General features: G+C 40.8%; 14 protein-coding genes. 2 read left to right on the top strand and 12 right to left on the bottom strand.

What is annotated here, in order from left to right:
- Positions 1-22: 22 nt before the first annotated feature.
- The 5 genes from LKE01_RS07165 to LKE01_RS07145 all read right to left on the bottom strand — a co-directional run bounded on the left by LKE01_RS07165 (position 23) and on the right by LKE01_RS07145 (position 5372).
- Positions 23-1663: a peptide ABC transporter substrate-binding protein gene (locus tag LKE01_RS07165; protein WP_054769435.1), complete on the bottom strand. Its 1641-nt coding sequence runs from the start codon at positions 1661-1663 to the stop codon at positions 23-25.
- A 179-nt stretch (positions 1664-1842) separates the two neighbouring features.
- Complete coding sequence (gene glnA / locus LKE01_RS07160; protein WP_057962223.1) at positions 1843-3186, bottom strand: type I glutamate--ammonia ligase; 1344 nt, start codon at positions 3184-3186, stop codon at positions 1843-1845.
- A 25-nt stretch (positions 3187-3211) separates the two neighbouring features.
- Entirely contained in the window at positions 3212-3613 is a 402-nt protein-coding gene (locus LKE01_RS07155) for a MerR family transcriptional regulator (RefSeq protein WP_054769436.1), read from the bottom strand.
- A gap of 83 nt (positions 3614-3696) precedes the next feature.
- Complete coding sequence (gene miaA, locus LKE01_RS07150; protein WP_057962222.1) at positions 3697-4629, bottom strand: tRNA (adenosine(37)-N6)-dimethylallyltransferase MiaA; 933 nt, start codon at positions 4627-4629, stop codon at positions 3697-3699.
- Positions 4626-5372, bottom strand: a complete 747-nt coding sequence (locus LKE01_RS07145; RefSeq protein ID WP_057962221.1) for a glycerophosphodiester phosphodiesterase — start codon at positions 5370-5372, stop codon at positions 4626-4628. Before LKE01_RS07145 ends, miaA begins: the two co-directional genes overlap by 4 nt.
- Positions 5373-5470: 98 nt before the next feature.
- Between LKE01_RS07145 and LKE01_RS07140 the strand changes: the two genes are divergently transcribed.
- Positions 5471-5647, top strand: a complete 177-nt coding sequence (locus LKE01_RS07140; RefSeq protein ID WP_095344914.1) for a DUF3042 family protein — start codon at positions 5471-5473, stop codon at positions 5645-5647.
- Positions 5648-5720: 73 nt separating this feature from the next.
- On the opposite strand, the gene LKE01_RS07135 is transcribed toward LKE01_RS07140, so the two are convergent.
- From LKE01_RS07135 to LKE01_RS07105, 7 genes are all read right to left on the bottom strand, one after another.
- The gene (locus LKE01_RS07135) at positions 5721-6101 is read right to left on the bottom strand and encodes a rhodanese-like domain-containing protein (RefSeq protein ID WP_057962239.1); all 381 of its coding nucleotides are present in this window, start codon (positions 6099-6101) and stop codon (positions 5721-5723) included.
- Positions 6102-6165: 64 nt separating this feature from the next.
- Positions 6166-7152: an ROK family glucokinase gene (locus LKE01_RS07130; protein WP_057962220.1), complete on the bottom strand. Its 987-nt coding sequence runs from the start codon at positions 7150-7152 to the stop codon at positions 6166-6168.
- Entirely contained in the window at positions 7145-7366 is a 222-nt protein-coding gene (locus LKE01_RS07125; protein ID WP_054769821.1) for a YqgQ family protein, read from the bottom strand. The genes LKE01_RS07130 and LKE01_RS07125 overlap by 8 nt, the downstream gene beginning before the upstream one ends.
- A gap of 42 nt (positions 7367-7408) precedes the next feature.
- Positions 7409-8071, bottom strand: a complete 663-nt coding sequence (locus LKE01_RS07120; RefSeq protein WP_095344915.1) for a rhomboid family intramembrane serine protease — start codon at positions 8069-8071, stop codon at positions 7409-7411.
- Complete coding sequence (locus LKE01_RS07115; protein ID WP_057962218.1) at positions 8064-8645, bottom strand: 5-formyltetrahydrofolate cyclo-ligase; 582 nt, start codon at positions 8643-8645, stop codon at positions 8064-8066. Before LKE01_RS07115 ends, LKE01_RS07120 begins: the two co-directional genes overlap by 8 nt.
- Before the next feature lie 81 nt (positions 8646-8726).
- Positions 8727-8876: a 50S ribosomal protein L33 gene (gene rpmG / locus LKE01_RS07110; RefSeq protein ID WP_095344916.1), complete on the bottom strand. Its 150-nt coding sequence runs from the start codon at positions 8874-8876 to the stop codon at positions 8727-8729.
- A gap of 114 nt (positions 8877-8990) precedes the next feature.
- Entirely contained in the window at positions 8991-11042 is a 2052-nt protein-coding gene (locus LKE01_RS07105; protein WP_057962217.1) for a peptidoglycan D,D-transpeptidase FtsI family protein, read from the bottom strand.
- A 128-nt stretch (positions 11043-11170) separates the two neighbouring features.
- Here LKE01_RS07105 and LKE01_RS07100 point away from each other — a divergent pair, with 128 nt between their 5' ends.
- Complete coding sequence (locus LKE01_RS07100; RefSeq protein WP_054769822.1) at positions 11171-13849, top strand: YfhO family protein; 2679 nt, start codon at positions 11171-11173, stop codon at positions 13847-13849.
- Positions 13850-13873 lie beyond the last annotated feature (24 nt).

Below are 13873 nucleotides of genomic sequence, written 5' to 3'. Positions count from 1 at the left end.
ATCTGGTCTTTTGAGAAAAACGTTATTTAATGACGTAAACGTTTTTATAGTTATAAGTAGCTCCGGCAGTATTGTAAATAATCCCTTTAACCTTGCTGCTTAACAAATTCTTGCTTGCAGATTGATACAACGGCGTTACGCCTTGGTTGTTGAGTAAGATGTTTTGGGCCTTGGTTAAATCATCAAACCGTTTGTCCTGGTTGCCGGCATCCGTAGTGGACGACGCCTTGATTAAACGATCGTATTCTTTATTGGACCATTGTGGGACGTTGCTTGGATTTCCGGAAGTTAAGATATTCAAGAAAGTAATTGGATCCGCAAAGTCAGCATACCAGTCACCCATGGTAACCTGATAATTATGCGATTTCTGACGGGCAAGCAATGTTTGGAATGGAATGTTGCTTAAATGAACTTTCAATCCAGGCAAATTCTTTTCCAGTTGCGACTGGAGATATTCGCTGACTTGTTTTTGAGCAAATTCATCGGAACTTAGTAGAGTAAAGCTCATCGATTTAATTCCCAATTCTTTGAGTCCCTGTTTCCAAAGGACTTTTGCTTGGCTTGGGTTATACTTCAAAGAATCCGGCTTTGCAGTCGTGGCAGTGAAATCTTTACCGGTTTTAGGATTGATGGCCAGTCCTTTTGACACAAAGCTTTGAGAGTTAAAGGAGCCGTCACCCAAGATCTTCTTGGTAAGTTGATCGCGGTTAATCGACATTGAAATGGCTTCTCTGATTTTTAAATTCTTAAACAGCTTCTTCTTTTGGTTAAACGCAAGGTAGTAGCAGCTTGAAGTCTCTCGAGTCACTAAATCCTTGTTGTTTTTCAAATTCTTGGCTAAAACGCCTGACAAGCCGACATACTGCAGTTTATCGGTCTTAAATTGGTTATATCCGGTTGATGGATCCTTAGTGACCTGATAGTGAAGCTTATCGAGCTTAACGTGCTTCTTATCCCAATATTTGGCGTTCTTGGCAAGGGTCCAGGTCATCCCGGTTCCGTTCCATTTGGTTAATTTAAATGGACCATTGTACGTAATGTCGGAACTTGATGTGCCGTACTTGTTGCCAAATTTTTCAACCACCTTTTGATTTTGTGGGAAAAACAGTGGGAATCCCAACAATAGCTTAAAGTACGGAATTTTCTTCTCTAATGTGACAACCAACTTATAATTGCCATCTGCTTTAATGCCTAAAGTGTTTGGCGACTTCTTGTTGGACTGAATTGCGTCAGCATTCTTAATTCCGGAAAACAGGTATCCGTATTGAGAGGCAGTCTTGGGATTGACCGTCCTCCGCCAGGAATAAACAAAGTCTTTGGCAGTTACCGGATCACCGTTGCTCCATTTAGCCCCTTTTCGTAAGTTAAAGGTGTATTGGAGGCCATCCTTGAAAACCTTGGTTTTTGTGGCCAAAGCATTGTTGATTTTGCTGTTTTTCCCAATCCGATACAAGCCTTCATCAACATTGTTCAGGACTTCGAAAGTTTGCACCGATGTCGTCTTGGACAAATCAACGGTTGAGAGTTCCGAGCTGACCCCGACTGTAAATTCCTGCTTATCGGCTAATTTCCCTGAACCGCTTTTTTGCGAGGAACAGCCGCTCAGTAGCAAAGCAAATGAGATTGTTAACCCAACTGTTAACACATGGTGATTGTTTAACATAGAAAGCACCCCTTACTAAAATTAGATTCCAACAAATAATGTTATATGTTCATGATATTTTGATGAGAATACTTTCGTATACAAAAAGCTCACAATCGTACACGACTTAGTGCACCACTGTGAGCTTTTTAAAGTACTATGCGCTCTTAACAAGTGCGTTTAATTAACTAATTAATTGATTAGTATTTTTCAAGGTATTGATCACGTTCCCAGCCAGATACTTGAGTACGGTATGAATCGTATTCAAGATTCTTAGCTTCGATGAAACTGTTGTATAGATGTTCGCCAAGTGCTTTCTTCATGGTTTCATCAGCTGACAAGTCCTTCAAAGCATTGTGCAATGTGTCAGGCAAGTTGGTGATGTGGCTCTTTTGACGTTCTTCAGCATCCATTCGGTAAATGTTCCGGTCGATACTGTGTTCTGGTTGAATCTTGTTACGCAAGCCATCAAGGCCGGCTTCCAAGACACATGCAATCGCAAGGTATGGATTGGCAGTTGGATCAACTGAACGAAGTTCCAAACGAGTTGAATTGCCACGAGCACTAGGAATACGAATAAGTGGTGAACGGTTTGAACCGGACCATGCAACGTAAACAGGTGCTTCATAACCTGGAACAAGACGTTTGTATGAGTTAACGATTGGGTTACATACCGCAGTGAATGAACGGGCATGCTTCAGCAAACCGCCTAAGAAGTAATAAGCTTCTTGAGAAATTTCAAGTTCGCCATCTTTGTCATAGAATGTGTTGCCCTTGTCGTTGAATAATGACATGTTCAAATGCATTCCTGAACCGTTGATACCGCTAAGAGGCTTTGGCATGAAGGTTGCGTACAAACCGTATTTACGAGCAACGGTCTTAACAACCAACTTGAATGTTTGAATGTTATCGGCAGCTGCCAAGGCATCGGCATACTTAAAGTCAATTTCATGTTGGCCGGGAGCAACTTCATGATGGGCAGCTTCAACATCAAAGCCCATTTCTTCAAGGGTTAAAACAATTTCACGACGGCAATTTTCACCCAAATCCATTGGGGCCATGTCGAAGTAACTTCCCTTATCGTTTAAGTGTAAAGTTGGTTCACCGTTTTCATCCATCTTGAACAAGAAGAATTCTGGTTCAGGACCAATGTTAAATGATGTGAATCCGGCTTTCTTCATGTCACCCAAGACACGGATGAGGTTGTTACGAGGATCGGCTGCATAAGGTTCGCCGTTTGGACGATAAACCTGACAAATAACTCGGGCAATCTTACCACGATCAGTACTCCATGGGAAGATCATCCATGTTGATAAATCAGGGTATAAGTACATGTCACTTTCTTCAATTCGAACAAAACCTTCGATTGAAGAACCATCAAACATTAATTTGTTATCGAGCAACTTATCTAATTGAGTGATTGGAACTTCAACATTTTTGATTGTTCCAAACAAATCAGTAAACATTAAACGTAAGAATTTAACGTCTTCGTCCTTTACCATGCTGCGAATATCATCTTTTGAATAATTATGCTTTGTAGCCATCTATCCATCGCTCCCATCAGTGATTTTATTTATTTAGATTATTCAAATTATTTGGATCATCAAATGACGAAGAAGGCGGCTTCAGTCCGCCGATGTTCAGAAACTCGTCTTCGAGAATCTTTCTGACATCACTGTCGGTCAGACCCTTTTCACGATTACGTTTCCGTTCATCTTCCAACTGAGTTTGCTTTTTGTAGACTTCTCTGATTCCGGAAATATTAAGACCATCGGCAAGATAATCCTTAATTTCCAAAAGCCGATCAACATCATTCAGTGAATACATTCGTCGATTGCCTTCATTTCGAAGGGGCTTAATCAACTCCTGTTCTTCATAATATCTGATTTGTCGTGCAGTCAAGTCAGTCAGCTTCATAACTGTTCCAATCGGCAAAACTGACATTGAACGCCGTAATTCCTTCTCTCGCATTTGTTCACCTCCTAAATCTTGTATTCATAATACCATTCAGATAACCAAAGTCAAGAGCAAATGTCACATTTTATGACATGTGCTCAATTATGAGTGTCCTTGAGCCATTCATTGACATCCTTTTCAACAGTTTTGAGAGTCTCCGGATGCTCAACAAGGTTATACCAATTTGGTTTAGGCTCGGTTTTGTTTCTAAACCAGGTTAATTGTCTTTTCGCATAATGCCTGGAATCCTTTTTGATCAATTCAATTGCCGCATCCAAGGTCATTTGGTGATCAAAGTATGGAAACAGTTCACGGTAGCCGATTCCTTTGCCGGATTGGAAGGCTTCCCCGCCGTTTTCATACAAAGACTTTGCCTCATCAATCAACCCCATCTTCACCATTTGATCAACTCGTTGATTGATTCGTTGATAAAGGATTGGCCGATCGGTGGTTAAGCCAATCACGTAAGCATCGTACTTGTTGCCAGTATTTTGCTGGTCGGAAAAAAGATGGCCGGTTTTTATGTAGACTTCCAGTGCCCGGATAACCCGGCGGACATTATTAACCGGAATTTTAGCGGCTGACTTGGGGTCAATCGTTTCAAGTCGTTGATGAAGTTCGGAATTTCCCTTTTCGTTTGCCTCAGCCATTAATTCTTGCCGCAATTGGTTATCCTGATACTGATCGCCGCCCAGTTCCAGACCGGACAAAAGTGCCTGAAGATAAAAGCCAGTCCCACCAACGACAATCGGTAACTTGCCTTCATGCTGAATATCCGTGATGAGTTTAGACGCCATGCTAACAAAATCAGCTACGGAAAATCTTTCATTGATCTGGCGAATGTTAATCAAGTGATGGGTAATGCCGTCCATTTCCGCTGGGGTGACCTTTGCCGTGCCAATATCCAGGCCCTTGTAAACCTGCATTGAGTCCCCGGAAATAATTTCTCCGTTAAACTGATGGGCAAGTTGAATCGACAGAGCCGTCTTTCCAACGGCCGTCGGTCCAACAATTGCCAAAACTTTGTTCATTCCAGGCCCCTCCCCATTTCTGTCCGCACTTGGATGGCTCGGGCAGGATAGTCGGTAATGATAGCTGCCATGTTCCGCTCGAAGCAATACTGCATGTCCTCAGTCGAATTAACGGTCCACGGACGTAGATTTTGGGCCGGAGCGAAAAATGGATGGCGTTTAAGCCAACGAATGTCAGGATGGAAATCAGCAATCATATGATCTTTCTTAAGGGCTTTGGCCTGCTTAGCGGCTGTTTTAAACAATTTTGCGCCGGCCAACTGAGGATCAAGCTGATTCAGAATTTCCAATGAATGGGCGTTAAAGCTCGAATAGATAAGCTGAAATGGGAAATCAACTGAAGCGAAGTAATTGAATACTGTTTCTTCAATACCCGGGTATTGAATTTTGTTGGTCTTTAACTCCAAATTAAAGATGCCGGTGAAATGATCTTTAATGAGCAGGTCAACGACTTCCTGTAAAGTTGGAACCGCTGTCCCTTTAAATTCTGGACTAAACCGAATCCCAGCATCCAGGTGTTTAATTTCAGCCAGGTTCTTGTCAACAATTCTACCAGAGCCGTTGGTTGTCCGATCGACTGTTTCATCATGCATGACGACCAACTGATTGTCTTTAGAAAAGTGGACATCGGTTTCAATCCCATCGGCACCTTCATCAATAGCGGTCTGAAAAGAAATTAAAGTATTTTCTGGACGGGTCCCTTTGCTGCCCCGGTGAGCAATAATTTTTGTGTCAATTTTCACGATAAACTCCTTTTGAGCGATTAATTAGTCAATTAACTAGATATCTTATAAAAAATAAAGCATAATGAAAGTATCAATGAATATTGGAGGGTTTAGATATGAAACATTTTACTAATGGGCTCATTGTTGGCGTCTTGGGAACTGTTGCTGCCGGCGTTGGTGCACTTCTGACATTCAAAAAGTCAGTTGTTGATCCAATTGAAGACGAAGAGCAAAAGTTCGAAGACAACCGTAAAAAGGCATTGCGTAAGAGCCGAGCCGCCCACCATGGATAATTCATTATCCATTTAATTTAAATCGAAATTAAAAAATAGGACTATCAACAAATTTGTTGATAGTCCTATTTTATCAATAATTACTCTTTTTTTCCTTACCATTCCAGCCTTGATACCCACTTTTTAAAATATAAAGGTCTTTATAACCCTTTTTGTTTAAAAAGAGAGCGGCTCGTTTGCTAATTGTTCGGCCTTGATCGTACATATAAACCGGTAGATCAGGACGAAGCTGAGAATAAAAGTTTTTAATTGTTGAGTAAGGCATGCTGCGGGCACCTAAAATGTGGCCATCTTTAAAATTCTTTTGTTCTCTCAAGTCAATGACTTGGGCTTTACGCATTCCATGTTGGAATTCGTCGTTTTTTAAATATGTAGCAGCCTTCTTGACACGCATGTTTTGGTAGACCGTATATCCACCCCATGCAATCAAGATAACTACTAAAATAATGGTCATAACAGTGTTTGCGTTTATTGCGCCAATTATCAACTAAAACATCCTTCTTTCTCTCTATTTTTGATTAATTTGTTGCTAATGGTTGGTTGTTTCTGAACTGAAGTGCCAAAGATGCAGCACCAATGACACCGGCATCATTTCCAAGTTGAGCCAACTTCAGGCGGGTTGAATCCCGAACTGATGGGAAGGCATTTTCCTGGAAGTATCTGGTTGTCGTTTGAAGCAAAGTGTTACCGGCATTTGAAACACCACCACCGATAATAATGTTTTCGGGGTTCATGGTATTTCCAATGTGTGAAAGAGCCAGTCCAAGGTATGAGCAAACTCGGTTAACAATCTGGTTTGCCAAAATATCACCATTGTCGGCCAAGAAGAACACCATCTTTGAGGACAAGCCTTCATCACCATCAATCAATTCCTTGATTCTTGAATGACCAGTGAAGGTCTTTGCCATATCTTTGGCGATATGAACAACCCCGGTTGCAGAAGCGTATTGCTCCAGGCAACCGCGCTTACCACAGGTACATTGATAACCGTTTGGAACAACCGTGATATGGCCAACTTCGCCGGCACCATTGTTAATTCCGTGGACTAATTTACCGTTGGCAATAACACCACCACCAACACCGGTACCCAAAGTAATGAAGACGACATCTTTTGCCTTGTCACCTGCACCTTTCCAGTATTCACCAAGTGCGGCACTGTTTGCATCATTATCAATCATGATTGGCAAATTGAGGTTTGCTGAGATTGTTGCACCAACCGGTTGCACGATATCCCAACCAAGGTTGTACGCACCAACAACGGTTCCCTTTTCACGATTAACTGCACCAGGAGTTCCCATGCCAATTCCATAAAAATCAGCAGCAGTAAAATCTTCTTTTCTCATTTGATCACTAATCGATTTAACCATATTAGGAACAATGTTACTTCCGTGTTCACTAATATCAGTTTTAATTCGCCACTTTGCAGTGATATTCCCCTTTGTATCAATAAATGCAAACTTTGTGGTGGTTCCACCTAAATCGATTCCAATTAATTTTTTAGCCAATGTACTTTCCCCTGCCTTCGTTTTTTTCTTCAATCCGATGTTCACGGTTTAAAATTAATTTTGCATGAATGAATTCATCTTGACTGATTAATTTGGCATCATGGAGATGATCTAATTCCAGCGCCATGACTTCAATATCCCAGAATCGTTTACCGACATATACATATATATCAAATCTTTTCAGCAACTGTTGAACATCATACAGCGTTTTCATTATCTCACATCCTAATGTAAATTTCTTTCAATTTTACAAAAATTAAAATTTTGCCCGCATACCTATTGTAAACAAAACGAAAGCGATTACAACCAGCATTATCAAAGAAATAATCCGTTTTACCTGACTTGTCTTTGAAAAAGCAACGCCGGTAACGTACGCAACAAGGAATCCACCGGCTAATCCGGCTAGATGACCGGCAATGTCAACACCCGAAACAAAAATATCGGTCACGATATTTAAGACAATAAATAACATGAAAGTTTTTGCCATCGAGACGATGACCGGGTTTTTAGAAAAGCTTTCACCTAACATCATAAAAGCACCAAAAAGGCCGAATATGGCGGTACTGGCTCCGGCAGACAAGCCCGCTGTAAAGGCAAAGCTTCCCAAGTTCCCTAATATGCCTGAAACAAAGAAGATGATCGCAAATCGCCAATGACCAAACAACTCCTCCACATATTGACCAATGAAATATAAAGTAATCCCGTTCATCAATATGTGGGTAAAGCCGATATGAATAAACATTGGTGTAATCAGCCGCCAATATTGACCAGCTCGGATTAATGGATTATATTTGGCTCCAAATTGAACCAGAGTCATGGGATTCTCAGTGCCGCCCATTACAGACATCAAGGCGAACACAATGACCATCACTCCGAGGAGTAGATATGTGACGTATGGTTTATCTCGTAAATTACTCATGAATCCTCCCAAGTGGCTGATTGTAAATGATCTTATTAACTTTAACATCAAAATCGTCCACGTTCCAAATTGGTTCGTCAAATAGCTGAACCGGGGTGGCGATCGCAATGCTTGTGCCATTAAATCCCTTTAAAAATCGATCATAAAATCCCCCACCATAACCGACTCGAAAATGGGTTTTAGAAAAGGCTAAGCCTGGCACCAACAAAGCATCCAACTGATTTTTTGCCAAAACGTTGCCGTTAACCGGCTCGATCGTGCCAAACTTTGTGGTCAGCATTTGAGTATCGTCTTCTAAGAGAACAAACTCCATCTGTCGATGGGGCAAAGTCCTGGGAACTGCGACGCGGATATTGTGTTCCAGTGCCCAATGGATAATTGGCTGAGTATCCAACTCGTCATCCATGCTAAGCGTAATGCCGACGGTCTTACTGTTAGCAAAGGTCGGATCAGCAAATAACGCGTTATATAAACGTGATATTTGTGGTTGATTTTTTGGATCGGTTAGAAAGTCATGTAGGCGGGCAATTTGCTCTGAGCGAACCTCAGACTTTGTTTTACTGCTATTAGACATGAATATCACCTGATTCATTTACCAAATTTTGAATAACTGTGACCGATGTATATAAAAAAGGTTTGGGTGTTTACCCAAGCCTTATTTGGTTTCTCGATGTAATGTTACTTTACGCTCGCGTGGGCAATACTTTTTAAGGGCCAAACGGTCAGGATTGTTTCGACGGTTTTTGCTGGATAAATAAGTCCGTTCGTGGCATTCAGTACATTCCATCGTAATGTGTACCCGCATGGAATACTACCTCCAAACATTTTATAAAGTAGCTGGTTTAATAGCCTCAACTTAAAATATTCTATCATCAATTCTCGTGAATTACTAGAATAGATTAACAATGGTTAAGTAGTTTTACTTAACGGTTGAAGTTGATTGAACGGTTTTCCAGTAGGCTGAATAGATTTGCTTAGCAAGCTGCATGTTGTTACTTTCGGCGTTCACACCCAGGTTAGGCATTGCCAAAGCAACGACAACTTGAGGATGTGTTGATGGTGCGTATGAAGCTAAACTTAAAGTAACGGTTTCGTTGCCGTTATAGAATGTTTGAGCAGTACCGGTTTTTGCAGAAATTTCAGGTTTGATTGTATCGAGTTCACCACCGGTCTTATAGGTGTTGGATCCATGAACAACTCGATATAATCCGGTTTTGACGACGTCTCTTTGGGCTTTCGTCATGTCAATATGATTAAGGACCTTTGGCATAACAGTGGCTTTGACTGTCCCCAATTTACCATCCTTGCTGGTTCCTCTAATTGCTTGAACAACGTGAGGCTCAATTCGGTTACCACCATTGGCAATTGTTGACATGTACTGAGCAATTTGCATTGTGGTATAGGCATCATAGTTACCAAATGACAGATCCAAAGCACTTCCGATGTGTTTCTCACCACTGGCACCTTTTAATCCGGTAGATTCACCAGGAATATCAACCCCTGTCTTCACACCCAGACCAAATTGATTGAAGTATCCGCGCATGGTATTGAAGACGCTTGGCTTCATTGTTAAGGCACCACCTTCAACATAGTTGAAGTGGCCCTCCTTCATAGCCAACTGCATCATATATGAGTTAGATGATACTTGAAGCGCATCACTTGCATCAACGGAAATGTTTGCATGACCACTGTGGTTAAACCATGAAGATTTCTTTACCCCACCGGTCGTGATTGGTTGATCGGTCAGCGTACTATTAGTTGGGGTGATAACGTGATCCATTAAAGCACCTGATACCATGGCACCCTTTACAACAGATCCCATAACAATTGAACTGTTAATGGTTCCTAAAACATTATCAGTAATTTTGGAAGTCTTAGGATTCCGATCAACACCAGCCATTCCAATAATGGCACCATTGTTAGGATTCATGACAACCGCATACGTACCGGTAGAATTACCGCCGGCACCGGATTCAGCAGAGTGAACCAACGATTGAAGCTGTTTTTGGAACTTGGCATTGATAGTCAATTGAAGGTTGTCACCTTTTTGACCGCCATACTTTTTAATCTCTTTTTTAATTTGATTATCACTGTTCAAAACAATTTGAGTCTGTGATTTGGTTCCACGAAGAACTGGCTCATACTGGCGTTCCAAATAGCTTTGACCAACACTGTCGTTTCGTGAATAACCCTGAGCAAGCAATTCATTTACTCGATCACTTGGAAGACCAGACTTTTCATTAGAGACTGTTCCGGTAACTCCTTGAATTGCCCGGCCATTTGGATAGTTTCGACTCCAGCTGGTACCAACGTTTACTCCAGGCATATCCGCCAGATGTTCACCAACCATGGCAACTTCTTTGGTAGAAACGTGGTCATCTTTAATGTTCACCGTAGAGAGTTGATAGGCACTGCTCATTTTAGCGAAAATCGTAGCTGCATTTTTGGTAGCTGCTGAAAATGTAGATGCAGGATACTTTTCTACTTTATCAACGGCCTTATTGTATTTTGCATCGACAGAATAACCGCTGATTCCAGGAATTGATTTTTCAACCTTGGCCAAATTATCTTGATCGGACAAATAATAGTCGGCCAATTGTCGGTGCGTCAGACTACTCGTTGGAACCGTCACGTACTGTGACAGCTTGTTTGCGGTTTTGTACATATCTGACGTAAGAACGTTAACGCCCTTTGTATAAATAATTGCTTGGTGCGCTGAGTTTCCTACCAGCACATGCCCTGTTGAATCAAAAATCATTCCACGCTGCACATTGCCATTTACGACCGAGGTATCAGACCGATTAACTTCGGCTTTAAATTTCGATCCGTACATAACTTGCAAATATGCCAGTTGGGTCAATAATGCAACAAATAAAATACCGACAACGATAAAAATGATGTTTATTCGAAAGGGAAGTGATGCTGCCTTACCACTGTTTTTCTTCTTGGTTCTTTTCTTAAAAATTTTCACAATATTAACTCCTTGCCATGAAACTTATTCTATCAAATTTTACAACTAAAAACTACAACCGGTGGCCAATCTTTAACTTATTATGATATTCTATAGGTTGTTAATCACTTTTAAAAAGGATGTAGATTATGAAATCAAAGAAGACAACCACAATTTCCATATTAGTCCTGTGCTTTTTAGTACCGGTCTTAATTTCCACAAGTTATTTTATTTTTCGGCATTTTGCCCCATTTGGAAACTCCTCAGTGATGACTGTCGATCTTGGTCAACAGTACATTGATTTTTACACGAGCTTCCATGATACCTTATTACATAGTCCAAGCGGCTTTTTGTTCTCATTCTCTAAGGCACTTGGTGGTGACATGATGGGAACCTGGGCTTACTACTTAATGAGTCCACTTAACCTGATTATGTTACTGTTCCCACTGTCAAAATTGCCGAGTGTGTTGGCAATTATCACAATCCTGAAATATGGATTGGCCGGATTGAGTTTTGGCTACTTTTTAATGAAGGTTACCAAACGCAGCAGCTGGGCAATTATTGGTTTCGCAACTTCCTATTCAATGATGGGTTGGATGGTTGCCAACCAATTTAACATGCTTTGGACGGACGTCTTGTTTGTCCTCCCAATGATCTTGTTTGGCCTGTTTAAGATCTTGAAGAATCAGTCAAGCGCGCTTTACATCGTGAGTTTAACGGCCATGTTGATTATGAATTACTATATGTCTTACATGATCGCAATTTTCCTAACCCTCTTCATATTCATTTATTGGGCAGCTAAGGCCCTTCCGGTTGAAAATCAAACATCTACAAAGGCCGTTTTAAAATGGCTGAAAACGTCCATTTTAAGTGGTATTTTGGCCGCCTGGATTCTTATCCCGACATTCTTCTCATTATTAGGAAGTAAAACCCAATATTCCAAAGGTCAATATAAAATTAAATTTGAATACAACCCTTTGGATATGCTCGGCAAGTTCTTTAATGGTTCGGTTAACTTTAACGAACTGCCTGCAGGAACTGCCAACGTGTTTGTCGCCAGTGTGATCCTCATTTTATTCGTCTATTACTTCTTTATCCCAACCATTAAGCGAAACGTCAAGATTGCCAATCTTTCCTTAACTGCTTTCATGATTTTATCAATGTGCTTCCAGCCTTTGGATTTGTTCTGGCACGGAATGCAGTTACCAGTTTGGTATACTTTCCGTTTCTCATACTTGTTCTCATTCTGGATGATATTTACCGCCTTTCAAGCCTTCCTGCATATTTTGGATGAGGGTATCAACTGGAAAGGATACCTGGTAACAGCCGGAATCATGGCTTTAGGTGTCCTCTACGTTGAACTGCGATGGAAACATCTTGAGTACATGCGACACTTTGATTTTCTTTGGGGATGTGTTTACTTGGTAGTCTCCTTAGGAATCGTCGTATTCTTGGGAATCTACCGAAAGAACATTGTTTTGGCAATGACTCTTGCAATATTAATGAGTGGTGAAATGGCACTCAATATGGTGACATCACTTAACCATCTGGATTATTTAAAAGCCAGCAATTACACCTCATTTGAGCGGATCATGCGAAAGCATGTTGACAAGATTAAGCAAAAAGATAAAGGCTTCTACCGATTGGGAACCACGTTCTCGAGAACTAAGAACGATGCCTTTACCGGTAATTACAATGGTGGATCGATTTTCTCATCAACCTTGGAGTCGGATACATCACAATTCTTCAAGAATATTGGTCAGCCTAACGGAGATTCATTTGTTCTTTATTCAAACGGAACCATGTTTACCGACTCATTATTGAATATGAAATATTACATGAGTCACCAGATTCCTGAAACAAATCCTAATAAGAAGCCGAAAAAGCAGTTGCTGACAACCTTGACCAGAAAGCCTGATTACAACAACTACAACCTCTTGGCACAAGATTCATTAATTGGAACTTACCGTAATCCATACGCCGTTCCAATTGGGTTCCTTTCTCCAATGTCCGGTATGAAGCACAATGAAATTGATAAAAGTCCAATTACCTATCAAAACAACATTGCTCATCGGTTGGATCCAAATATTCATAAGTTGTTTGAACCGGCAAAATACACCGACATTCGATACAACAACATTCAGCCAATTTCCAAATTGAACAATGCCGTATTAAAGAAAAAGAATCTATTGGAAATGTCCTACATTATCTTCACCGTTCCAATTGAGAAAAATACGTCTTACTACATGACGTTAGGAACCGAGATTAACAAAGGCAACATTTCAATCTCAGTTGATGGCCAAGCTCAAACTCAGTTCACCCCTTCTGAGAAGACAATTATTGCCAACATTGCTACTGGTACAACGATCAACACCACTGCCAATGTTCAGATATTTGTTAATAAGAACAACGCCCTCTTACAGGATGTTAAGCTTTATAAAGTTCATAACTCAAAGATTGCCAAGTTCTCAAAAGATTTGAATTCAAAACCATATAAAGTCACAAAATGGAATAACCACCAATTAACTGGTACGGTTAACGTCAAATCAAATAATCAGTCTTTGACAACGACAATTCCATTTGAGCACGGCTGGACAGCTAAGGTTGATGGCAAGACCGTTCAACCTAAGCGCTGGGCAAAGATGTTCACTTATATTCCAATCAGTAAAGGCCATCACAAGGTTGTATTTACCTACTGGCCTGAAGGAATCAAAGCCGGGCTCATCATTACAGCGTTTGGCCTTGCGTTCATTGGTACGGAATTCGTGCTGAAACGACGTAAAAGAAATCAAAATCAAAGCTCTGAGAATCCGCAAGAAAGTAAATAGAAATTAAAAAGGATTGGAAATCGA

The sequence above is a fragment of the Lentilactobacillus kefiri genome (assembly GCF_007989105.1).
GTDB lineage: Bacteria > Bacillota > Bacilli > Lactobacillales > Lactobacillaceae > Lentilactobacillus > Lentilactobacillus kefiri.
The sequence above is the reverse complement of the archived record's forward strand: the minus strand, read 5'-3'. Positions and strand labels throughout refer to the sequence as shown.